The sequence below is a fragment of the Algoriphagus sp. oki45 genome (assembly GCF_036245605.1).
GTDB lineage: Bacteria > Bacteroidota > Bacteroidia > Cytophagales > Cyclobacteriaceae > Algoriphagus.
The window spans coordinates 1681740-1704618 of record NZ_BTPC01000001.1 but is presented as its reverse complement, the minus strand read 5'-3'; the positions used below and the strand labels follow the sequence as shown (position 1 = coordinate 1704618).

Here is a 22879-nt window from a genome sequence, read left to right as displayed (position 1 = left end):
TTGGAATGGCCCGATTTTTCAATATATAAAGATAAAGCGTTAACATCATGTACGGACTAGTCAATAAAGCCATTCAGGACCTGATCACCACCAACTATGGTGAAGAAAAGTGGAATACCATCAAAGAAAGAAGTCAGATAGATATCGATTACTTCATCAGTACGGAGCCCTATGATGATTCAGTCACGTATAAACTAGCCATTGCAGCTTCTGAGGAGTTGGGGGTGAGTGTTGATGAGGTCTTATTTTCGTTTGGGGAGTGGTGGATTTTAAAGACTAGTCTTCAAAAATATGGCGGACTTATGAAAGCAGGAGGAAGTACGATGAAGGAGTTTTTGACCAACTTACCGGCTTTTCATGACCGGATTATGATGATCTATCCTAAACTCACCTCGCCTGAATTCAAAATCGAGGAAGAAGCTGAAAAAAGCCTGATTGTCCACTACTTTTCCAAAAGAGAAGGTCTGGTGGGATTCATGAAGGGCCTGTTGTCCGGAATCGGCAAAATGTATGAGACGCCGGTAGAAATAGAACATATTTTTGGAAAAAGCACCGGAAGGGAGCATGAAGCATTTAAAGTAAGCTGGTGAAAACAAAGGCAAATCATATTTCCATCAGTCAAAACCAAATGAACCGGACGTTCCCTTTTCATTTTGGGTTTGATGAGTTAGGGAAAATTCTTTTTATAGGTCCCAGTTTGGAAAAAATGTTGGGCGATATCAGAGGCCAAATTTTTAAAGATATTTTCCAATTTGAGAGACCAAAACTCCAGGGCTTTGATTTGGAAGACTTGACCCAATCCTTGGATCATACATTTCTATTTAAAGCAAAGGTTGGAAAAAATGCCCTTTTCAGAGGACAATTTGATTATTTCAAGGACCAAGGCTTTTTGATTTTCTTAGGTACACCGTGGTTTTCAAATATAGAAGAGGTCGCAGAAAATGATCTCGCTATTTCAGACTTTGCTCCACTGGATCCTTTGATCGATCTCTTGCATTTGATCAAAAATCAGGAATTGGTGACTGATGATCTTAAAGAGCTCGTTCAGACGATCAATAGGCAAAAGCAAGAACTTGAAAAGTTTGCATATATAGCTAGTGCCAGTTCAGATGGGGTGCTTTTCACAGATTCGGAGGGAAGGATCACCTATGTCAATAAAGGATTTTTGAAGGAGACAGGCTATGCCAATTCCGAGGTGATAGGAAAGACACCTATAGAGATTGGAAAAGGGCCCATGTCGGAAAAGGACAAAATAGAGGTCATGATACAGGCCTATTTTCGTAAGGAAAGTTTCAAGCTAGAGGGGAAAATGTACCGCAAGGATGGCACTTTCTTTGACGCTCGGATCAATGGCCAACCCATTTTGGATTCAAGAGGAAGATTTCTTCACTTTTTCTCTCAAATTGAAAACATAACAGCAGCTAAGGCTTCAAATAAGAAGATCAAGGACTTCGAGGACACGTTCCGAAAAGTACTGGAGTTCTCAGGAGACAATGTTTGGGAGCATGATTTCATCACTGAGAAGACAGTTTTTTCAAACAAGAAGAACAACTTTCTCGGATTTAAATTTGATAACACTACCGACCTTGCCAAACTTTGGTTCGAGTCCGTTTTGGAAGAGGATCTGCCATTATTGAGAGAAAATGACCAGAAGTACCGGAATGGCCTGATCTCTTCCCATCAGCTCGAATACCGGATTAAATCTCAGGATGGCACCATTAAGTGGGTAAAAGATAGGGGGATCGTCATCGAGAAGGACGAATCAGGAAAACCCCTGAAAATCATCGGCACTCACTCCGATATCACAGAGCAGAAAAATGCCCAGCAAGAACTGATCAGCGTAAACAAAAAGCTGGGAAGTGTGCTCAATGAACTCAAGGATGTGATTTGGTCTGTAACCTATCCTGACCTCAACGGTATTTTCTTTACCCCATCAGCAGAAGAACTTTTTGGATTGGATATGGACACCTTGATGAAGGATAATTCCTGGTGGGGAAAAATAGTCTATAAGGAAGACCTTCCGGTGTTTAATGAAATCATTTCGGAAGTAGTTGAAAAATCAGAATACGAGAAAAAATATAGGATTCAAACCCCGGATGGGCAGATAAAATGGGTCCAGAATAAAGGCAAGCTGATCTATGAAGACGGGGTTCCTATTCGGATGAATGGAATCTTGGTCGACATTACCGAAAAGAAAAAAACCGAGGAGTTGCTTGAAGCCCAGGAAGAGCTTAAAAATATTCTGATTGAGCTATCCTCGACCTATATCAATATGGACCTAGATGAGGTGGATCAGCAGATTCAGAACTCCCTCAGAAGAATAGGTGAATTTGTGGGGGCGGACCGGGCTTATATTTTCAAGTATGATTTGGGAGCCAATACCTGCTCCTGTACCTATGAGTGGGTGCAGCATGGAATTTCCGAGGAAAAGGAAAACACGCAAAATGTGCCCTTGGAGGCCCTTCCCCAATGGGTAGAAGCTCACGAAAAAGGAGAACCGTTTTCGGTGGAAGATGTGTCGGTATTGGATCAGCAGGGCTTGGGAGAGTTAAAAGAGATCTTAGAGCCTCAGGGGATACAAAGTCTCATTGCCATTCCTATGATGTATCGAAAAGAACTCTTGGGTTTTGTAGGCTTCGATTCAGTCAATCAAAAACATTCATATTCCCAAAAAGAAATCGAACTGCTTTTTGTTTTTGCCCAAATGCTGATCAACGTGCAGATGCGAAAGCAATCAGAAACCCGCCTTTTTCATCAGGAAGAAAAGTTCAGAAACATTATTTCAAACATGAACTTGGGGCTTTTAGAGGTGGATTTGAATGAGAAGGTACTGCATGCGAACAATACTTTCTGCGAAATGTCAGGCTATTCTTTGGAAAATCTCGTCGGATCCAAGGCCACTGATCTGCTTCTGGATGAAGACTCAAAAGAAAAACTGCTGAAAAGATCCAAAAGCCGAATTGAAGGGATTTCTGATTCTTATGAACTAAAATATCATAGGCCAGGTGGGGAAGCCCGCTGGTGGTATATCAGCGGAGCTCCAAACTATAATGACAAGAATGAGCTGATTGGATCGATCGGTATTCATCTGGATATTACCGAACAAAAGAGGCTTGAAGAGGAGCTGATCCGACAGCGGGAAGAAGCCGAAAAGTCCAAGCGTGCCAAGGAGATATTTTTTGCCAATATGAGCCATGAAATCCGGACTCCGATGAATGCCATCGTTGGGATGAGTGAGCAAATGGCCAAAACTAAGCTGGATGAAAAGCAAAAGGTCTTTTTGTCTACCATTAATAGTTCTGCCAATCACCTGACGGTGATCATTAAGGATATCTTGGATCTTTCGAAGCTGGAAGCTGGCAAAATGACCTTGGAATCTATCGGTTTTGATCCTAGAGAAATTCTCAGCAAGGTAATTCAGATGATGAATTCAAAAGCCGAGGAGAAGGGCCTGAACTTAGATATTTCCTCCTGCGATTCAAGCCTTAATCCGATTTTGATTGGAGACCCTTATCGGATCAATCAGATTTTGTTGAATTTGATTTCCAATGCGGTCAAATTCACCGAAAAAGGCAAAGTACAAATCTCTTGCAAGGTGCTGGAAGACCGGTTTGATTCACAGGTAGTTGCTATTCAGGTATCTGATACAGGAATAGGAATGGATACCTCCTTTATTAAAGGAAATATTGAGAAATTCTCTCAGGAAGACTCCACAATCACCAGGAAATACGGGGGAACAGGCCTAGGACTGAGTATTACCAAAGAACTGGTCGATTTGATGGGGGGAGAGTTTGATATCAAATCCAAAAAGGGGATTGGCACTCAGGTCACCGTTAAGTTTACCTTCCAGAAGGGAAGCGAGAAGGATATACCAACGGAATCCCAATTGACCGTGGATTTGGAAAAGCTCAAAGGTAAACGAATCTTGATAGTAGACGATAATGAATTCAACAGGCTGGTAGCCACGACAGTTTTGGATCAATTCGAAATGGAGCTCACTACAGCAAATCACGGGCAGGAAGCAGTGGGCATTTGCAGGGAGAAAGACTTTGATCTTATCCTTATGGATATCCAAATGCCCATTATGGATGGGGTCAAAGCCACTCAAATTATCCGGGAAGAACTCAAAAAGACTGTACCAATCATCGCTTTGACAGCCTTTGCCATGAAAGGTGATGAAGAAAAGTATACCAAAAAAGGAATGGACGGTTTTTTGGCAAAGCCTTTCCAGGAAAAAGATCTCTTGAGGGTGCTGGGGTCAATCTTTGATCTGGATGCTAAGGAAAGCGTCAAACCAAAAATAGATACAAAACCAAAAGGAAAACTCTACAGCTTGGATGAGCTGGAGGCAATAGCGAAGGGTAATGAAGATTTTGTATCCAAAATGCTGGAACTCTTCCAAACCAATGCTAAGGAAGGTATGGAGCAGTTGAAGGTAAGTTTTGAAAACGGGGATTTTACTCAAGTCAAAAGAATTGCCCACAGGATCAAACCCTCAATCAAAATGATGAGAATATCGGAAATCTCGGAGGAGGTATCAGAGCTCGAAAAAGAAATAGAAGGACAGAAGGATTCTCCCCGGATGAAATTCATCATCATGCATATGGAGGAGATTCTGAATGAAGTATTGCAAGACCTAAAAGAAAAATAACATGAGACAAAAAGAAGAAGTATTTGCCCATGCAGAAAAATTGATGGATAAGCTGGGATTCCGGGTAATTAAGGAAGACCGAAATCGGCCTTGGGGAGGATTTTTAGTGATAGAGGAAAGTCAAGCCCCAGCTTTTGCCAAGCAGTTTTTCCAGGAAGAGGATTTCGAAGCTTTAAAAATTTCTGAAAAACTCAGTCCCAAAATATTGCTCGTAGCCCCGGAAAAAAGACTTAGCTGGCAATATCATTTTCGCAGAGCTGAAATCTGGAGATGTATTGATGGGGAAGTGGCAGTGGCTACCAGTCTAACGGATGAGGAATCAGAAATCAAACATCTGAAAGAAGGGGATAAGATCAAGCTGCAACAAGGAGAGCGGCATCGTCTGATCGGAAAGGAAGACTGGGGTGTGGTTGCTGAAATCTGGCAGCATACCGATGCTTCTCACCCTTCGGATGAAGAGGATATCGTTCGACTTCAGGATGATTTTGGGAGATAGTAGTCAATTTCTTTTTCCAGAAAACGGAAAAAGTTTCCAATAACTGGAATTTCAAAATTCAAAAAGTGCCTCAGGTGGATTCTGGGGCACTTTTTTGTTTTGGCACCTAAATGGAAATAGATGTTTCAGAGCTGAGTAATTCTAATCCGGCAAAAAAGGAAAAAGAAAAGGCTCATCTGAAAAAGAACAAATAAACTTTAAACCATACCATGAGAGATTTAAAAAACATGAGAGCCTTTATCGTAGACGACGATCCATTTTGGACTGCGATTCTCCAACAACTATTGGAGGGATTAGGCTTCAGCAAGATTTCTACTTTCGAGAGCGGGGAAGCTTGTCTAGACCATATTCACCTCAATCCCGGACTGATTTTCCTGGACTATCAGATGGGTAATGCCAACGGGCTTGATGTACTACAGCAAGTAAAAGCATACTATCCAGGAATCGAGGTAGTATTCTGCACTGCCTTGGAAGATCTGGAAGTCGCCATCAGTGCGATTGAATTTGGCTCTGCAGAGTATTTGCTCAAGGCAAATGCTACCGAGCAAGCCTTAGCTGATATCATAGAAAATTTCCAGAAAATCCACACAGTCTAAAATAGCCATGCCTTTTACCTTTTCTCATCCTGCAGCAATAGTTCCATTTATCAAACGGTCTGAAAACTTATCGGTATCCGCTTTGGTGTTTGGTAGTATCGTTCCTGATTTGGAATTCTATTTCAAATTGAGGTTGGATGAGAATATCGGGCATAAAGCAGCAGGTATTTTCCTTTTCGATTTACCGGTGGCTTTGCTTTGTTTCTTCTTGTTTCAAGGTTTGATCAAAACCACCTTATTTCAGTTTAGCCCGGCATTTATTCAGCAAAGAATTTCCTTTGCAGCGCTGGCAAACACGGATTGGAAAAAGGCAAGCAGAATTTGGATTGTTCTTATTTCTATTGCTATTGGTCTTGCTTCTCATTTGATCCTGGACTCCATTACTCATCATGACGGAGGACTTGTAAGCCGCCTTTCTTTCTTGTCCGACATGATTCACTTAGGAATCACCTCCATGCCTCTTTATCATGTACTTCAACTGGGCTTTAGCCTTTTGGGATTGGTATGGGTGATCCGGGAGATGATCAAGTTGCCGGTTTATCCTAAAGTAGCTTTCGAAAAGAGCAATTTCCCTTTTTGGACATTGCTTTTGGTAGGAGCTTCATTGGCGGTCTTTACGAGGATCTATTTCTTCCCTGAGTTTATTTCTTTTTGGGATGGTTTTATGATGTGTGTAGGTGCAGGACTCTATGGGCTTATTTTCTCTTCTTTGGCTTTCTGGGTGTTCCGAAAAGTTTTCTCAGGGAGTGACTGCGAGTTCGATAAACTTATCGATACCGGAAGTATTGATCCAATTTTCGAAATCAGATCCCTTTCTGTAAAGAAGAATCAATCTCTTTCCCTTTTCAGCCAAAGTGTAATTGAAGTGAATGACCTCGTTGATGAATCCCAGGTCATTATCCGTCAAGGCGGTGACATCCAAGTAAACCGTGCTAAAATCGCTGCCAAGAATTTCACTCAGATGGCTCCTCAGGGTTTCGGTAGCAGCTCCTTTAGCCTCTCCGCTCAGATTCATTCTAAGAGCGGGTTGACCTATACCCACGGCAACAAACTTATTGATCTCTATATCCATAGTCTCACTTATTTGAAGAAATATATTAATCCTAAGAGTAAAGTGTTGGGTGTTCTTCTATTTATTTTTTCAGCAGTACCCGGAACTATGGCTATGCAGGCTGCCAATACCATGGATCCTGCACAAAGGGAGGCGATTATACAGCAGGCTTCCAAGCTGAGAGCTGAGGAAAGATTTTCTGATGCAATCTTGGAGTTGGACAAGATTCTTTCTGCCAATCCCGATGATGCCCAAATCCTTTTGTTCAAAGGTGACCTTTGCCTTCAAAACAAGGAGTTTGATCGAGCAGTGGAGACGTATGACGCCCTTTTACCGCTAAACTATGAACTGACTGTAGTTCGGATCAATAAGTCCTACGCCCTATTCATGGGTAAAAAACCTTCCAAGGCACTCCAGGTAGCTCAGGAAGCCTGGGCTCAAGATTCCCTTCATCAGGGAGCTATCGTCAATCACTTCAATGCCATGCTTTGGAACACCAAAACAAGTGCAGCATCGGATTTTTTGGATGCTAATAAGGAGGTTTTGAAGCAGGATCAATACTTGGTGATGAAGGCAAGATTGGCTACCAGCTCAGGTGATTATCGTTCCGGCTTGGCTTATTACGATACTTTGGTCAACGTCTTCCCGGTTTCCCATTACATTCTGGAGTACGGGGAGGTATTGATTGGAAAGAGAAGATGGGAAGAGGCAAAAGCCTTGGTTGAAGCAAAGGGAGCCGAACTGAGTGAGTCTCAGCGTGCCCGAATAGAAGGGCTTCTAGAGCAAGCCAGCTTGCAGACTGCAGGACTTCAACTGGGATTCTTTGAAGATATCGGAGGTAACTCCCGACTTGAGCAGTCTATTTTCTGGCAGAATGAAAAAGATCAGCCTATACAGGTTGGATTCAGGGCAGGTGCAAGTCAGGTTTCATCTCCTGAAGGGCAGACTACCAAATCATCCTTTATCTCTGGAAAAATAGGCTACAGGTGGAGTGCTGCTCTTGAGTCCAAAGGAGAATTGACCTTGCAGCAAATCGCTCCTCAGGCTGGGGATTCCTACAGAGGATTGACCAGTAGGATGGAGACAGTCTATCAGCCCAATGACCGGAGAATGGTGGGCCTGTTCTATCAGTCAGATATTCTCAATTTTACAGCTGATCTTTTGGGAAAAAATATCAGAAGTCAGGATGTAGGATACATGGCTCACGTGATGCTGGATGGTAGAACTGGAATTTTCTCTCAAGGAAGCTTTGGAGCGCTTAATGATCAGAATACAAGAATGCAGTTTTTCGGGTCTCTATATCGGGTTTTACGTACCGAGCCGACCTTGAAGACAGGTTTGAATTTCTCAGGATTGACCTACAGTGATTCCGAAACCACACTATACTTCGCTCCTGATCGTTTTTTGAGTACCGAGTTGTTTTTGGACTACAGTACACCAATGCCTCTGATCTCAAAGTTGGCTCTTCAGCTACAGGTGGCAGCAGGATTGCAAAAAATAGAAGATCAGCCTTGGGACTCCACCTTCAGAGGACAGGTTGAATTCAATTATAGAGTTTCAGGATTCGATTTGGGTTTGAGAGGTCAATTCAGTGATGTTGCGGCCTCTTCAGGTACAGGATACCGCTTTCATTACCTCACATTCCGAGTGCAAAAGACATTTTAAGACAGTAAAAGAGGACGAGAAGTTGCTAATCACCCTTCCCCTCGGGAAGTCTCACTCGCTTTCGGGTAAGTTGGGACTTCCCTTTTTTTCTTTTTAAATTCCTTAGCACTTAAAAAACCCACCCTATGAAAATCCTGAAAATCGCCGGATTAGTTCTGGTTTTGGCCATTGCCAGCCTTTTGCTGTATGGACTATTTGTCCCCAATCAGTACACCGTCTTAGAAAAAGTAACCATTCGCCGCCCCATAGAGGAGGTTTATGCCTTCACCAAAAATCTGAAAAATCAGGACCAATACAGCAAGTGGCAGCTAATGGACCCTGAGATGGAGCACTACTACGAAGGAGAAGATGGAACTGTAGGATTTGTTTCGGGCTGGAAAAGCCAAAACCCCGATGTGGGACATGGAGAGCAGGAAATTATCGCAATTCAGGAAATGAAGCGAATTGATTACGAATTAAGGTTTTTTGAACCTTTTGAGGCAAAAGATAAAGCCTATATGACCTTCAGCTCTTTGGGACCTAACCAGACCGAAGTGGCTTGGGGATTTGAAGGGAATATGGCCTATCCAATGAATCTGATGATTCCACTGATGGGAATGGAGCAAATGATCGGGGATGATTTCACCGTTGGGCTGGAAAACCTGAAGAGACTTCTCGAAAAATAAGTTTTCTAGTTTCCGGTAAGTCTGGCAACCATTATCCCCGATTGTCCTTTATTGCCGGCCAAGTAATCATGGAGAGGTAGAGCGGAAATCTCTACTTCTTTGTTTTTGGAACTGGCATGAAGCAGATGCACCCGGCCATTTTGCCAGACAGCAAAGCCAACATGCACCACATCCAGATTGGCCATGGGGGTGGTGATTGCAATCAAATCACCGGATTGAATTCCTTTTTCTAGGGATTGGATTTTTTCTTTTGGGACAAAAGAGTAAGCATATTGACTGATCTGAGTCTCCGCTTCGCGAATTTTGGCAAGGTTTGCAGGTTCGCTGAGTTGGGGGTAAAACTGGGGATTTTCCGACATAAAGGAAGGACTGTTGGGGTAGGGGCTGCCTCCGATTTCGGCTGTTATATCCTGAATGATTCCTTTTTTCTGGTTGGCTACGATCCACTCGGTGAAATAGTGAAGTCTGCTCGGATAGCCTTCATTCTTTCCGGATCGGTAGCGGAGTTTCTCTAGTTCTTTCTCGAATTGCTCAAAGCTCAAATCCTGCATTTCAGTCATTCTTGCCAAGGTCACCACTGCCTCAAGAAAAGTAGTGCAATCCACTCCCTGCAGGTTGATGACCAACTGCTCCGGACCGGGGATTTCCAGTGTTTTTTCCACATAGGGGGTTCCCAAAAAATCCTTCCCGATTTCTACCACCCATTCCTGAATTGACTGGTTTTTGGTGGTTTCACTCGCGAGATTCTCCAGTTCTTTGTCCAAAAGTTGCCGGCTTTCCAAGGAGCAAACGGTTTGGGCAGAGAGTAGAATTGGACAAAAAAAGAAGAATACAAAAAGAGATCGAATCATGGATTGGGGCGATTTGATGGGTAAGTTATGTCTTTTTGAAAAATTGGTGTAAAGTTTTTAGCACTGTTTTTTAACTCCTTTTTCCTAAATTCAAGGGACCACCTTTGCTCTCAAGCCATGAATTATCCCAGTATTTTCAATGATGTAGTCGGTCCTGTGATGCGCGGACCTTCTAGTTCTCACTGTGCGGCATCTCTCCGGATCGCACGGATTTGTCATGATTTGATGGGAGGGAGGATATCTTATATTGAAATCGACTTTGATCCCGAAGGCTCTTTGGCCACCACTCACAAAGATCAGGGATCGGATATGGGGCTTTTTGGAGGGTTTTTGGGTTGGGAGGCGCACGATGAGCGTCTGGTAGATTCAGAAATGCATCTTAAGGGAGCTGGGATTTCTTACACTATTCGAATCATAGAATTGGAAAACAAGCATCCCAATGCTTACCAAATCACCCTTTCCAATCCTTGGGAATCCCATAAAGTAGTGGCCATTTCCACTGGTGGAGGTATGATCGAAGTGGTCGAGATCGATGGAGCCAAGGTTTCCCTGGCAGGAGACCGATATATGACTTTGGTCTATACCGATCTTCCCAATCAGGTATTGGACTACCTGAATCAGGCTGGGGATTGGGACAGTTTGGAAGTGCTTGATGGGACTTCCTCCATGGTCCTGCTGACTGCCCAAGCTCCTCTGGATTCGATTCTGAAAGAGGAGCTTTCCCAAATCGAGGGAGTAAAAACAATCAAAGAGATCCGCCCTGTTTTACCCGTTCTTTCTTCCAAAAACACCAAAGTTCCTTTCATCACAGTGGAGGAAATGCTGGCGTACAATGCCGACAAAAACTTATCCTTGTGGGAGTTGGCTGTGCGCTACGAGAGTCAGCGGGGAAATATTTCCGAAGATGAGGTGTTGGCGAAAATGGATGAAATCCGCAAAATCCTCAAAAATGCAGTGGAAACCGGACTTAGGGGCACTCACTTCGAGGACAGGATTTTGGGCCCCCAATCCGTCAAATTCAAATCCCTGATGGAGCAGAAAAAACTCATGGACGGGGATGTGCTGAATCGAATCATCATGTATGTCTCGGCGATCATGGAAGTCAAAAGTTCCATGGGAGTGATTGTGGCAGCACCCACTGCAGGTTCCTGTGGGGCAATGCCTGGGGCAGTGTTGGGCGTGGCGGATTCTTTGGGACTTTCTGAAGAAGAAACGCTCAAGGCCTTAATGATCGCTGGATTGATCGGAGTGTTTATAGCGGCCCATTCCACTTTTGCCGCCGAGGTTGGCGGATGTCAGGCAGAGTGCGGTTCTGGGGCGACCATGGCCGCTGCGGCATTAGTTTATTTGGGTGGAGGCAATCTCCATCAAAGTTTATCCGCAGCATCTATGGCTTTGCAGAGTTCACTGGGAATGATCTGTGATCCGATCGGCAACCGGGTAGAGGCTCCCTGCCTCAACAGAAACGTGATGGCTGCTTCCAATTCCCTATCCTGCGCCAATATGGCTTTAGCAGATTATGACCATTTGATACCCTTGGATGAGGTAATCGAGACGATGTATGTAGTGGGGAAGAGCATTCCCAATACCCTTCGCTGCACGAATCTTGGAGGCTTATCCATCACCAAAACAGCCAAAGAAATCGAGCAAAAGCTGGCGACCAAGCAGTTTTTTAAAAGCTGTTGATTCCTGAGTACAATTTAACCTGCGAAAGAAGAAGGATAATCCATGGATATGATGGATTGAATAAGGATTCTTTGAATCGAATCTTTTCCTCAGTTGAACTCAGTGCTTCAGCATTTTGGAACTGAGCGAAAAGAGAAACACGGCTCCCGGAATAATCAGCATGGGCCAATCCAGCACGCCGTTGGACTTCAAGACCTGAGTGCAAAAGGTGATCAAAAGCGTAAGCAGGATCGCATTCCAAGTGAGCTGTTTGAGCTGGTAGAAATCCTGAATGACCAGCCAGGATAGGTGGATTCTTTTCAGAAAGCTAAACTCCGGGTAGAAAAGCTTCATGAAACCCAAGGCCAAAATCAGAAATACCAGAGCCACCAAAAACAAGTCCAGTGATTCGATGATTTCCAAGCCAGGTTTGGCTTGAGGTCCACCTGTCCAAAAAATGGAAAAAGCATGGACCGTTTTATAGACTCCCATTCCTGCTGTGAATAAAAAATTCACAAACATAGTCAGCGAAATGACTAAAACGGTCCATTGATAAGCTTTGGTCATACGAATGTCCTTTGCTGATTAGTGGCTTTCCAAACTTCTGCTGAACAGGCTGTCGTAATGTCCTTTGTGATCAAATACATCATTTTTCCGGGCATAGTCCTGCCAGCTTTGGATCAGTTTTTCCTTAATTTCAGGAAACTGTGTAGAAAGATCTGTGGTCTCTCCCGGATCGGTTTCCAATTCAAAGAGCTGCCATTCTCCAGGACCAAAAGGAGGAGGAAGTCTCAGTACCTTCCACTTGCCTTGGATATAGGCTTTTCTTTCAAACAGTTCCCAGCCCATTCCCTCTTCAGAAGCGTGAATTTCCTGTGCCTTCCCGCTCAAAACCGGAAGCATGGACTTACCGATCGGCTGCCTTACGGCTTTTCCTTTAAATTCCTGAGGATAGCTTGCTTCTGCCAGCTCCAGGAAAGTGGGCATCAGGTCGGTTACGTGGTAAAAGCTTTTGTTCCAAATGCCTTTTTCAGACTGGTTGTTAGGCATTTTCACAATCAAAGGAGCGCGAATACCTCCTTCTGAAGCAAAACTTTTGAACAGTCGGAATGGAGAAGAAGAAGCTTGGGCCCATCCCGGTCCCATTTCGATGAAGGAGTTGGGAAGGCCACGATTTTCCAGTGAATTGTCAAATCCTCCGAGATAAACTCCGTCTCCATTGCCCGGGTAGGTGGTGGCCATTACCCCGTTTGCCCCATTGTCTGAGAGAAAGACGATCAGAGTGTTATCGTACATACCTTCCATTTTCAGGTAATCGATGATTCGGCCGATACTCATATCCAGATACTCGACCATGGCTGCGTAGACTTCCATATCCTTAGCCAAAGCGGCCTGCTGCTCTGGGGTCAAGGATGTCCAGGCCGGGATACCACTCGGTGCAAAGGAATTGACTTCCTGAGGAATGATTCCAAGTGCCTTAAGATTTTCAAGGCGTTCAATCCGCAGAGAATCCCATCCGGAATCAAACTTTCCCCGGTATTTGTCAATGTATTCTTTTGGGGCATGAAGTGGATCATGTGGAGCCGTATATGCTGCATACATAAAGAAAGGCTTCCCGTCCCCTTTGTGCTTGTCGATATAGTGAATCAGGGTGTCTGTATAGTTTCTAGTGGAATAGAAATCTGCCGGGAGATTCTGGATTTTCAACCCGTTTACCCGGTAATCCATCACCTGGGGTGGAGAAAGGGGATTTTGGTCTGCATAGTGGCTTCCTCCTCCCTGCAGCAGGGCAAAGGATTCCTCGAAGCCTCTGGCTGAGGGAATCTGATCCTCTTCGTCTCCCAAGTGCCATTTTCCTGCCATGTAAGTATGATAGCCGTTTTCCAATAGGATTTCGGGTAAAGTCACCACCTGATCGTTGAGATGACCGGTATATCCTGGTAAGCCTTCCAAAGCAGGATAGCGAACTTCGCTCATGACTCCGATTCCGGTCACGTGATTGTCATTTCCTGTAAGGAGTGCGGAGCGGCTCGGAGAGCAGGTAGGCAGGATATAAAAGTTTGAAAACAGCATGCCCTCTTGGCTCAGGCGCTCCAGGGTTGGGGTGTGAATATTCCCTCCAAAAGGGGCGATATCGCTGAATCCCAAATCATCGGCTACCAAAATCAGAATATTTGGCTTGGGGCTTGGTGTTTCTTCTGGACTGGGATTTCCGCAGGCTGCTGCAAGTAGGAGTAGGAAGAATATTTTTCTCATAGGTGCTTTTTTAGCTTGGAAGAGGTTCTTTGGTTGATTTTCAAACCATGGTAATAAAAGGTACCAATAAATCCTTTTCCTTCCTTTTATCGGTCTAGGTAATTATTGGACTCGGATGGTGTAGTCCTGATTGGCGGATTCTATGGTCATTTTTTGAGCAGGCAAATTCAGGCTGGTCGATTCCAAATGGCTGGTTCCATTGCTGAAGTAGCTGTAGCTCAGCGTGCCTTCCACCCGATCATTACCCAATAGGCTGTTGAATTCTTTGTAGGTGAAAAGGAGGGTTTCGGGATCAATCCGCACGAGCAAGCGATCTCCCGGGATGCGAACTCCTGTGGCAACCGCCTCTATGAAGCCTTCTTTTTCTGTGACGGTAGCTTTATCAAAGAAGTCCAAAAGTTCACCCTTACTCATCATCGCATAGTCCATCGACAGAGCAAGCGCCTTTTGGATGTATTCGATTTTGTCTTCGGCAGCACTTGCCTGAGCTTTTCCTCTCAGTCCCGGTTTTTTTTCCACTGTGGTTTTTGCTTCAATGATTTTGGTGACCAATTTTCCCTGAGGATCAAAGCTGAATTCAGTAATTGTGGTCAGTTTCAGCTGGCTTTCGATGAAGACATCCGATCTTCTCTTCCAGATATATTCTTTGAGTTGGTTTCTGTTTTCCTCTTCTGCTCTGGAGATTTCAAGGGAAAGAGATTCCTTGTCGATTTGAGCTTGCGCAAAGGCAATACTCAGAAAAAAAAGAGCTAGAGCTAGGGTACTTTTCTTCATAGGAAAGGGAAATGCGGGATATAAATCCGACCTAAATCTTTTTGCGGGTCGGTAAAACTATTATTTTGTAGCTTTAGCTACCAGTCATTCCAGTTAATTAACCGTTGAATGAGTTTGCTTTCTTCTTTTACCGATTCTGATATTTTTGACCAGCTTAAGCGGATTTTGGACTTCCCGGTATTTAAGAATTCACAGATTCTTTCCGGATTTTTAAGGTTTGTCACGGAGGAGACTTTGGCAGGAAGATCAAAAGACCTCAAGGAGTACACCATCGGTACGGAAGTGTTGGGAAAAGAAGTAGGCTATGACCCGCAAGGGGACGCTTCAGTGCGAATCCATGCAGGAAGATTGAGAAAGGGTTTGGAAGAATACTATTCGGGTCCGGGGATGGAAGACTCGGTTTTGATTTCCATTCCCAAAGGCACATATGTTCCGGTTTTTTCTCTGAAGGAAAAAGAAAGCGCGTTTTCATCGGAAAATAAGCCATCCATCAGTAGACCTACGCTGGCAGTGTTGCCATTTCAGGATTCGGAGGATGATAGCCTCAGAGCCTTTGCGGATGGGCTTTGTGACCAGATTTGCAGTGATTTGGGGATGTTCAGTGAGCTTTCGGTGATTTCTTACTTTTCTTCCCGAAGGATGGCTTCCCAAGAAATTGACTTGAAAAATGCAGGCAAACTTCTCGATGCCACCTTTTTGGTCACAGGGAGTATTCAGTCAAAAAATGACCGGGTGCGAATCCGGGTACAGCTCATCCAAAGTAGCTCCCAAAAGCTAATCTGGTCCGATGTGTATGAACGCGAAAAGTCCGAATTGGGCGGATTTGCGCTTCAAGACGATATCGTGCGCCATGTCGTCAACCAAATCGGAGGCACGCATGGGATCATTTTTAGGGAAGCAGCAAAGGCCAATCCGATCCGGCATGCGGTCGATATTAAAGTTTACGATGCGGTCTATTGGTACTATTACCTTCTCAACGATGTCAACGAAGCCACTTTACAAAAAGGACTCGAGATCATGAAAAATACCGTCAGCTTTGACCCCAATTACGCTTTGGGCTGGGCGATTTTGGGGGAAACTTACGTAGCGGGGTATTTTTATGGGTTTGACACAGGAAAGGCAGATCCTCTCCAAGAGGGTATCCGATGCGGACAAAAGGCGCTGAGTCTGGACAGGCTGACACAGCATGGGTATCAGACTTTGGGTTTGGCTTATCTCTTTCAGCGGAAAAAGAAAGAATGCCTCCAAGTCGTCGAAGAATGGGAAAGGCTCAGCTACAAGGCCACTGGGGTAGCGGGAGGTTTGGGCTTTTGCCTGATTGCTGCAGGAGAGTTTGAAAGAGGGTATGGTCTTCTTTGTGAGTCTATTCAGATCAATCCTTACTACCCCTGGTGGTTCAATGCAGGATTGAGTTTTTATCATTTTCACAAAAAAGAATACACCGATGCCCTGTATTGGGCGGAGAAGATTCAGGGGCAAAGCGTCCTTTGGGAGTTGATCCTAAAGACGGCTTGTCTCAGTAGGCTGGAGCAAAGCTCCGCATGCCAGGCCGCTAATTCCCAGCTAAGGCAGTTAGTTCCTGATAATTCGCTTTTGGAGCAACTATTGGGGTCTTTTTTGCTTTCTGAGGCTTTGGTGGAGGAGTTGGGAAAGGCTTTGAAGAAGGTTGAAGATGAAAAATCAACTGCTGAAGGGCTAAACCCAACGCTAAACTAGCCGGGAGGTGTTTTTGGTTTAAAACAGGAAAATATATTCTCAGGTAGGACTTTGCCCTCAATCTGTCAACTTATTTTAGGAAGGGTGATTATCCGGTTTTTAACACTTAAAGCCTTTCTCTCAATACAAAATCGAATTATAGCCCAAAGCCTGCAGCTGTAAAATCCGGATGGTATAGGTCTCTACTGTCTCCAATCCTGCAAAAAGCTGGTCTTTGGTAACTCCCTGCCGCTTCATCGCCACACTGCAAATACTCACGCGGATTTTGCCTTGGTATTTTTCAAATGCTTTTTCGAGTTCCGAGCCTTTTACTAGCTTTTTTACAATGGGTCCTTTGACCACGATTTCAAAATTCTCGAATTGAACCCCATTTTCTTCGAAGGTATCAAACAGGGACAGGGCGCTCATCAGCCCATCTTCGTCTTTGACTCCGCAGGCGTAGTTGGGTGTTTTGTTGAGGTCTGAAATGGTTTCTTTTTCCAGCAGGGTTTGTGCGAAATTGGATTCAATAGCGAAAAAGGTGACGACGAGCGTAAGGATATACCTAAGTGATTTTTTCATGGCAGAAGGATGGGAGATGGATTAGAGAATAAAAATAAGGGTTTTGGGGGAAAGGGAGCTAGGTGGAGAAAGCGGATATAAGTTTAATTCTACCGTTATGACAGATTTTTTCTTTTAATTATTAGTGCTTCTCAATAAAACCAAGATAACTTTTGATCAAAAAAACTAAAGTTCAAATAAAAAATTAATTGTCTCAATCTGCCAAATTCCCCATATTGAAAGAAAATTTTTCAGACTTTTCATGGCTTTTAACGAAGACTCAAGGGTAAAAATCCCGGCTATTTTACATCTGATCCGGTTGGGGTTTACCTATATTCCTCAACATCAACAAAATCGTAAAGAAGAGACCAATATTTTTGAGGAGATTTTTATCCAAAGTATTCAGAAAATAAATCCTCGGCTCAAAGAGCCAGAAATCAAAAGAATTCTGGAGGAGATTACTCTGGAATTGGATTTTGAGGATTTAGGCAGGAAGTTTTTTGAGCGTTTGACTTCCAATTCTGGGGTTAAGTTGATCGATTTTCAGAACTTCTCCAATAACTCTTTCCATGTTACCACCGAACTTACTTGCAAAAATGGTGATGAAGAGTTTCGCCCAGATATTACAGTTTTGATCAATGGAATGCCCTTGGCTTTTATTGAAGTGAAAAAGCCTCACAATCGCGAGGGGATCATTGCAGAGCGGAAAAGAATCAATGAGCGATTCCGAAAAAAGCACTTTCGCAGATTTGCCAACATCACCCAAATGATGGTTTTCTCCAACAATATGGAGTATGAAGATGGAATTGTAGACCCTGTTTTTGGAGCTTTTTATGCAACCTCATCCTATAAAGAATTGCATTTTAATTACTTCCGGGAAGATCCGGAATATCCTGTAAAACAGGGCCTGAAGACCATTTCTGAAGAGCAAGAAAACGCAATTCTAAAGGATACCAACCTGATGGTTATCAAGCATAGTCCTGAGTTTATCACCAACAAATCCGAGTTTACCCCAACGCATAGAATTTTAACCTCACTTTTTAGCCGAGAGCGCTTGTCATTTATTCTAAAATATGCATTGGCGTATGTGGAGGAAGAAACTGGTCTAGAAAAGCACATCATGCGCTATCCACAGCTTTTTGCCACTTTGGCGATTGCTCAAAAATTGGCTGAAGGACGGACCAAAGGAATCATCTGGCACACACAAGGTTCAGGGAAAACTGCTTTAGCTTTTTTCAACGTAAAGCATCTCACGGATTACTTCCAAAAGCAACAGATCGTTCCCAAGTTTTACTTTGTGGTGGATCGCTTGGATTTGTTGATTCAGGCTTCTACCGAGTTTAGCAATCGGGGATTGAAAGTAAAACAAGTTAACTCCCGACAGGAATTTGTGGAGGATTTACAGGTTCTAGGGGCTATTCACAACGATTCTGGCCTTCCTGAAATCACAGTGGTCAATATCCAAAAATTCAGTCAAGACGCAACGGTAATTGCCAATTTGGACTATGATATCAATATTCAACGGGTATTTTTCTTGGATGAAGCCCATAGAAGTTACAATCCCAAAGGAAACTATCTCGCCAATCTGATCAATTCGGATCGGAAGGCGATTAAAATTGCTCTTACAGGCACACCTTTGCTTAGAGAAGTAGCCGGAGATTACGATTCCAAAACCCTCTTTGGCAACTACATCCACAAATACTATTACAACATGTCCATCGCTGATGGATACACGCTCCGATTGATTCGGGAGGAGATTGAAGGGAAGTTCAAAATGGAGATGAAGGAGCTGATGGATGCGATAAAAGTCAAGCAAGGGTTGGTTTCCAAATCCAAGATTTATGCCCATCCCAAATTCGCTGAACCGCTTTTGGATTACATCTTGGAGGATTTGATTCAGTTCAGAAAAGATCAACAGGATGCCAGCTTGGGAGGGATGGTGGTTTGTGATTCCTCAGACCAGGCCAAAGAGCTTTTTCGTCTTTTTGAAGCTAAATATGGGAAACAGGAAACGGATGCCGGCGCATTGCTGGCTGCTGAACCCAAGGAAAAGTATGCAGCCCATGAAATTCCGATTCTCAAAGCAGCTTTGATCCTTCACGATGAGAATGACAAGGGAATCCGAAAGGATTTGGTGAAAGTCTACAAAAAAGGAAATATTGACCTCCTTTTTGTCTACAATATGCTCCTAACGGGATTTGATGCCAAGCGACTGAAGAAGCTGTACTTAGCTCGGGTGATTCAAGATCATAACCTTCTCCAAACTTTGACTCGGGTCAATCGGCCTTACAAAAAGTATAAATACGGGTATGTGGTTGACTTTGCGGATATCTCCAAAGCTTTTAACCGGACCAATAAACTCTACTTTGAAGAGCTCCAGGAGCAATTGGGTGATGAGATGAAGCTTTACTCCAATCTTTTCAAATCCCCTGAGGAAATCGCTCAGGAGATTGAAGAGATCAAAGAGGTCCTCTTTCAGTTTGACACCGAAAATCGAGAGTTGTTCTCCCAGCAGATTGCACAGGTCACAGATAAAGGACTTTTGATCCGATTGGTCAAAGCCCTGAGAACGGCCAAAGAGCTGAAAAACTTGATCGCGATTAATGGCTATGAAGCCTTGGATGGGGAGGCTGATTTTGAAGTTTGGAATCGATTGCTGATTGAGGCTCAAAACCGCCTGGATAATATCAACTATGTCGAAAGCTTGGGTAAAGAGGATGATTCCGTCAACATCATCAATACAGCTCTGGAAGATATTGTCTTCCAGTTTATCAAGGTATCCGAGAGTGAATTGGTCTTAGCGGATGAGTTCAAGGACATGCTAAGAAAAACCCGGGAAACTTTGCGGGATAATTTTGACCAACAGGATCCTGCTTTTGTAAGTTTGCGGGAAGAGCTGGAGCGAATTTTCAAAAAGAAGAATCTGAGTGAGGTTAGTCAGGAAGACTTGGCTGAAAACATGCCTTTGCTTCGCAAAATCCATGAAAGAGCCAAGGAACTCAACCGCCAAAACAGCAATATCAAGTCGAAATACAGTCAGGATGAGAAATTTGCCCGAGTCCACAAGCGCTTGCTGGAAAAAGGAACCCTGACCCAGAAGCAGCTCCAATTGCAAGTTGCTCTACTGAAAGTCAAGTCCCAGGCTGATGAATCCATTCAGAACAGCGAGGATATCCTGAGGAACGAGACTTTTTTCAAACGCTTTATGATGCAGCTCGTGATCAAGGAGTTTAAAAATGAACAAAAGATGAGAATTGATTATCCCACCACGGAGGGAATCAATCAATTGATCGTCAGTGAATATATGCAACAGTACCAATCCTCATCCATACGATGACCCAAGATTTAAATTTCATTACCAAAACCAAGGAACTCATTGATAACCTGAAAAGTGTCTGCGCCAACTATGGCCTGGGCAATGACGGGAATGAGTTTAAAATCATTACTCAAGTTTTCCTTTACAAATTTCTGAATGACAAGTTTCGCTATGAGGTGAAAAAAGCCATGCCAGAACTGGCAAACGAGGAAGACTTTTCCGGCGCACTGCTAAATATGCCAGAGGAAGACTACTTGTTTTTGGTCAATTCTCTGGATGCCAATATTCCCCGATTGCAGTCTCATCAGCTGATCTCTCACCTCTACAACAATCAGAATCAAGGGGATTTTGCGAAAACCTTTGACGATACCCTTCGGGATATTTCGGTAGAAAATGCCGATATCTTCTCCATCAAGTCCTTTTCCGGTGCCAAGGACAAGTTGTTTGATGAGCTGAGTCAGTACATTTCCGACTCTTCCCAGCGGGATGCCTTTTGCCGGGCGCTGATCAACAAGCTCTTTGAGTTCAGCTTTGAGGAGATGTTTGAGGAGAAATACGACTTCTTCGCGACCATTTTTGAGTACCTGATCAAGGACTATAACAGCGACAGCGGAGGCAAATACGCCGAATACTACACGCCCCACACCGTAGCCCGCATTATGGCGGCGATCTTGGTTCCCGAACCTGTCAAAGGCGTGCGCTGCTACGATCCGAGTGCGGGTTCGGGCACCTTGCTCATGAGCCTGGCCCATCAGATCGGGGAGCAGAATTGCAGCATCTATTCCGAGGACATTTCCCAAAAGTCCAGCACCATGCTGCGTCTCAACCTGGTGCTCAACGGACTGACCCACAGCATCCCCAATATCATCAAGACCAATACCATCGCGCAGCCCTACTACTTGAGTCAGAAGTTTGACTTTATCGTCTCCAATCCGCCCTTTAAGCTGGATTTCTCGGATTTCCGGGACGATCTGGAAAAGGACAGCTTCAAGGACCGCTTTTTTGCGGGGATTCCAAAGGTACCCAAGGCCAAGAAGGAATCCATGGCGATCTACCTGCTCTTTATCCAGCACATCATGCACAGCCTGAGCGAAAGCGGAAGGGCGGCGATCGTGGTGCCGACGGGATTTATCACCGCGCAAAGCGGGATCGAGAAAAGCATCCGCGAAAAACTCATCAAGCAAGGCTGGCTGCGGGGCGTAGTGAGTATGCCGAGCAATATCTTCGCCAGTACGGGCACCAACGTCTCCGTGCTCTTCCTCGACAAGATGGCCGACTCCGAGCATATCGTACTGATGGATGCCTCCAAACTGGGGCAAACCGTGAAAGAGGGCAAAAACCAGCGCACCGTCCTCACCCGGGAGGAAGAAAGCCGCATTATCGAAACTTTCAATCATCAGGAAGCCGTCGAGGACCTTTCCGTGGTGGTCAGTAAATCACAGATCGCCGAGAAAAACTTCAGCTTTAGCGCCGGGCAATACTTCGAAGTCAAGATCGACTATGTGGACATTACGGCCGAGGAGTTTCAGAGCAAGCTTAACGGCTTTGAGGAGCGCTTAGTCGGGATGTTTGCCGAGGGAAAATCCTTGGATAACGAGATCTTGGGGAATTTGAAACGGTTGAAAATGAATTGATTGCTCAGCCATGAAACCAAGAGATATTTTACTTTTCCAGAATGCTGACCAATCTGTCAATGTCTCCGTCTATTTTCAGAACGGGACCTTTTGGCTGACGCAAAAGACCATGGCGGAACTGTTTGATGTGGAAAGATCCGTGATCACCAAACATTTGGCTAACATCTTCAAAAGCGAAGAACTGAATAAGGACTCAGTATGTGCAAAAATTGCACATACTGCCGAAGACGGAAAAACTTACTCCACCAATTTCTACCGACTCGAAGCCATTCTAGCCGTAGGCTATCGGGTCAACTCGATGCAAGCCACGGACTTTCGAAAGTGGGCGACTCAAACGCTTAATGAATTTATCATCAAGGGCTTTGTGATGGATGATGAGCGGATGAAGCAGGGTAAGCACTTTGGGCAGGATTATTTTGACGAACTCCTGGAGCGCATCCGGGAGATTCGGGCGAGTGAACGCAGGTTTTACCAAAAGATAACCGACCTCTATGCGCTGAGTACAGACTATGACCCGCAGAGTCCACAAACCAAGGAATTCTTTGGTATGGTACAAAACAAGCTGCACTGGGCGATCACCGGCAAAACGGCCGCTGAGATCATCTACACCGAGGCAGATGCCTCCAAACTCTACATGGGCTTGAAGACCTGGAAAGACGCCCCCGATGGCAAAATCCAAAAAAGCGATGTATCCATCGCCAAAAACTACCTTGCCCATCAGCATATTCAGGAACTGAACCGGATCGTGTCTGCCTACCTGGACTTGGCAGAAAACAATGCCCAACGGGGAAGGGCCTTCTCCATGCAGCAGTGGGCCAAGTTTCTGGACAGCTTCTTGGAGCTTTCCAGCTATCCTATTCTGCGGGACAAGGGAAAAGTCAGCATGCTGGAAGCCAAGCTCAAAGCCGAGGGCGAATTTGACAAGTTTCGGGTCATCCAAGACCAAACCTATCAGTCGGATTTTGATAAGTTGATAGCGAAGACGAAGAAGGGAGACCAATAA

16 protein-coding genes are annotated in these 22879 nt (G+C 44.4%); 11 read left to right on the top strand and 5 right to left on the bottom strand.

Annotation, left to right across the window (positions count from 1 at the left end):
- Positions 1 to 47 precede the first annotated feature (47 nt).
- From AAA942_RS07445 to AAA942_RS07420, 6 genes are all read left to right on the top strand, one after another.
- Positions 48 to 590, top strand: a complete 543-nt coding sequence (locus AAA942_RS07445; protein WP_338219617.1) for a heme NO-binding domain-containing protein — start codon at positions 48 to 50, stop codon at positions 588 to 590.
- The gene (locus AAA942_RS07440; protein WP_338219616.1) at positions 587 to 4651 is read left to right on the top strand and encodes a PAS domain S-box protein; all 4065 of its coding nucleotides are present in this window, start codon (positions 587 to 589) and stop codon (positions 4649 to 4651) included. Before AAA942_RS07445 ends, AAA942_RS07440 begins: the two co-directional genes overlap by 4 nt.
- Before the next feature lies 1 nt (position 4652).
- Positions 4653 to 5147, top strand: a complete 495-nt coding sequence (locus AAA942_RS07435) for a phosphoheptose isomerase (protein ID WP_338219615.1) — start codon at positions 4653 to 4655, stop codon at positions 5145 to 5147.
- 209 nt (positions 5148 to 5356) lie between these two features.
- Complete coding sequence (locus tag AAA942_RS07430; protein WP_338219614.1) at positions 5357 to 5743, top strand: response regulator; 387 nt, start codon at positions 5357 to 5359, stop codon at positions 5741 to 5743.
- Positions 5744 to 5750: 7 nt separating this feature from the next.
- On the top strand, positions 5751 to 8459 hold the full coding sequence (locus AAA942_RS07425) for a DUF4184 family protein (protein WP_338219613.1): 2709 nt from the start codon (positions 5751 to 5753) through the stop codon (positions 8457 to 8459).
- 125 nt (positions 8460 to 8584) lie between these two features.
- A complete protein-coding gene (locus tag AAA942_RS07420; RefSeq protein WP_338219612.1) occupies positions 8585 to 9124 on the top strand; it encodes an SRPBCC family protein in 540 nt (179 codons plus the stop codon).
- A 5-nt stretch (positions 9125 to 9129) separates the two neighbouring features.
- Here AAA942_RS07420 and AAA942_RS07415 read toward each other — a convergent pair whose 3' ends face one another.
- Positions 9130 to 9975 carry an N-acetylmuramoyl-L-alanine amidase-like domain-containing protein gene (locus tag AAA942_RS07415; protein ID WP_338219611.1) on the bottom strand — a complete coding sequence of 282 codons (846 nt, stop codon included), beginning with the start codon at positions 9973 to 9975 and terminating at the stop codon, positions 9130 to 9132.
- A gap of 117 nt (positions 9976 to 10092) precedes the next feature.
- Here AAA942_RS07415 and AAA942_RS07410 point away from each other — a divergent pair, with 117 nt between their 5' ends.
- Entirely contained in the window at positions 10093 to 11661 is a 1569-nt protein-coding gene (locus AAA942_RS07410) for an L-serine ammonia-lyase, iron-sulfur-dependent, subunit alpha (protein WP_338219610.1), read from the top strand.
- Positions 11662 to 11760: 99 nt separating this feature from the next.
- On the opposite strand, the gene AAA942_RS07405 is transcribed toward AAA942_RS07410, so the two are convergent.
- The 3 genes from AAA942_RS07405 to AAA942_RS07395 all read right to left on the bottom strand — a co-directional run bounded on the left by AAA942_RS07405 (position 11761) and on the right by AAA942_RS07395 (position 14670).
- Entirely contained in the window at positions 11761 to 12207 is a 447-nt protein-coding gene (locus AAA942_RS07405; RefSeq protein WP_338219609.1) for a YqhA family protein, read from the bottom strand.
- Between the two features lie 18 nt (positions 12208 to 12225).
- Entirely contained in the window at positions 12226 to 13896 is a 1671-nt protein-coding gene (locus AAA942_RS07400; protein ID WP_338219608.1) for an arylsulfatase, read from the bottom strand.
- 102 nt (positions 13897 to 13998) lie between these two features.
- On the bottom strand, positions 13999 to 14670 hold the full coding sequence (locus tag AAA942_RS07395; protein ID WP_338219607.1) for a hypothetical protein: 672 nt from the start codon (positions 14668 to 14670) through the stop codon (positions 13999 to 14001).
- Between the two features lie 108 nt (positions 14671 to 14778).
- On the opposite strand from AAA942_RS07395, the gene AAA942_RS07390 reads away from it, so the two are divergent.
- A complete protein-coding gene (locus tag AAA942_RS07390) occupies positions 14779 to 16386 on the top strand; it encodes a tetratricopeptide repeat protein (protein ID WP_338219606.1) in 1608 nt (535 codons plus the stop codon).
- Positions 16387 to 16506: 120 nt separating this feature from the next.
- Here the strand turns inward: AAA942_RS07390 and AAA942_RS07385 are convergent, their stop codons facing one another.
- Complete coding sequence (locus tag AAA942_RS07385; protein ID WP_338219605.1) at positions 16507 to 16947, bottom strand: hypothetical protein; 441 nt, start codon at positions 16945 to 16947, stop codon at positions 16507 to 16509.
- 241 nt (positions 16948 to 17188) lie between these two features.
- On the opposite strand from AAA942_RS07385, the gene AAA942_RS07380 reads away from it, so the two are divergent.
- From AAA942_RS07380 to AAA942_RS07370, 3 genes are read left to right on the top strand one after another with little or no spacing between them, the layout of a single operon-like run.
- Positions 17189 to 20263, top strand: coding sequence for a type I restriction endonuclease subunit R (locus AAA942_RS07380; RefSeq protein WP_338219604.1), 3075 nt, complete (start codon positions 17189 to 17191; stop codon positions 20261 to 20263).
- A complete protein-coding gene (locus AAA942_RS07375) occupies positions 20260 to 21876 on the top strand; it encodes an HsdM family class I SAM-dependent methyltransferase (RefSeq protein ID WP_338219603.1) in 1617 nt (538 codons plus the stop codon). Before AAA942_RS07380 ends, AAA942_RS07375 begins: the two co-directional genes overlap by 4 nt.
- 10 nt (positions 21877 to 21886) lie before the next feature.
- Complete coding sequence (locus tag AAA942_RS07370; protein ID WP_338219602.1) at positions 21887 to 22879, top strand: virulence RhuM family protein; 993 nt, start codon at positions 21887 to 21889, stop codon at positions 22877 to 22879.

Coding starts and splice junctions, on each gene's coding strand:
- AAA942_RS07445 (WP_338219617.1), top strand. CDS start 48: ATGTACGGACTAGTCAATAAAGCCATTCAGGACCTGATCACCACCAAC.
- AAA942_RS07435 (WP_338219615.1), top strand. CDS start 4,653: ATGAGACAAAAAGAAGAAGTATTTGCCCATGCAGAAAAATTGATGGAT.
- AAA942_RS07430 (WP_338219614.1), top strand. CDS start 5,357: ATGAGAGATTTAAAAAACATGAGAGCCTTTATCGTAGACGACGATCCA.
- AAA942_RS07425 (WP_338219613.1), top strand. CDS start 5,751: ATGCCTTTTACCTTTTCTCATCCTGCAGCAATAGTTCCATTTATCAAA.
- AAA942_RS07420 (WP_338219612.1), top strand. CDS start 8,585: ATGAAAATCCTGAAAATCGCCGGATTAGTTCTGGTTTTGGCCATTGCC.
- AAA942_RS07415 (WP_338219611.1), bottom strand. CDS start 9,975: ATGATTCGATCTCTTTTTGTATTCTTCTTTTTTTGTCCAATTCTACTC.
- AAA942_RS07410 (WP_338219610.1), top strand. CDS start 10,093: ATGAATTATCCCAGTATTTTCAATGATGTAGTCGGTCCTGTGATGCGC.
- AAA942_RS07405 (WP_338219609.1), bottom strand. CDS start 12,207: ATGACCAAAGCTTATCAATGGACCGTTTTAGTCATTTCGCTGACTATG.
- AAA942_RS07400 (WP_338219608.1), bottom strand. CDS start 13,896: ATGAGAAAAATATTCTTCCTACTCCTACTTGCAGCAGCCTGCGGAAAT.
- AAA942_RS07395 (WP_338219607.1), bottom strand. CDS start 14,670: ATGAAGAAAAGTACCCTAGCTCTAGCTCTTTTTTTTCTGAGTATTGCC.
- AAA942_RS07390 (WP_338219606.1), top strand. CDS start 14,779: ATGAGTTTGCTTTCTTCTTTTACCGATTCTGATATTTTTGACCAGCTT.
- AAA942_RS07385 (WP_338219605.1), bottom strand. CDS start 16,947: ATGAAAAAATCACTTAGGTATATCCTTACGCTCGTCGTCACCTTTTTC.
- AAA942_RS07380 (WP_338219604.1), top strand. CDS start 17,189: ATGGCTTTTAACGAAGACTCAAGGGTAAAAATCCCGGCTATTTTACAT.
- AAA942_RS07375 (WP_338219603.1), top strand. CDS start 20,260: ATGACCCAAGATTTAAATTTCATTACCAAAACCAAGGAACTCATTGAT.
- AAA942_RS07370 (WP_338219602.1), top strand. CDS start 21,887: ATGAAACCAAGAGATATTTTACTTTTCCAGAATGCTGACCAATCTGTC.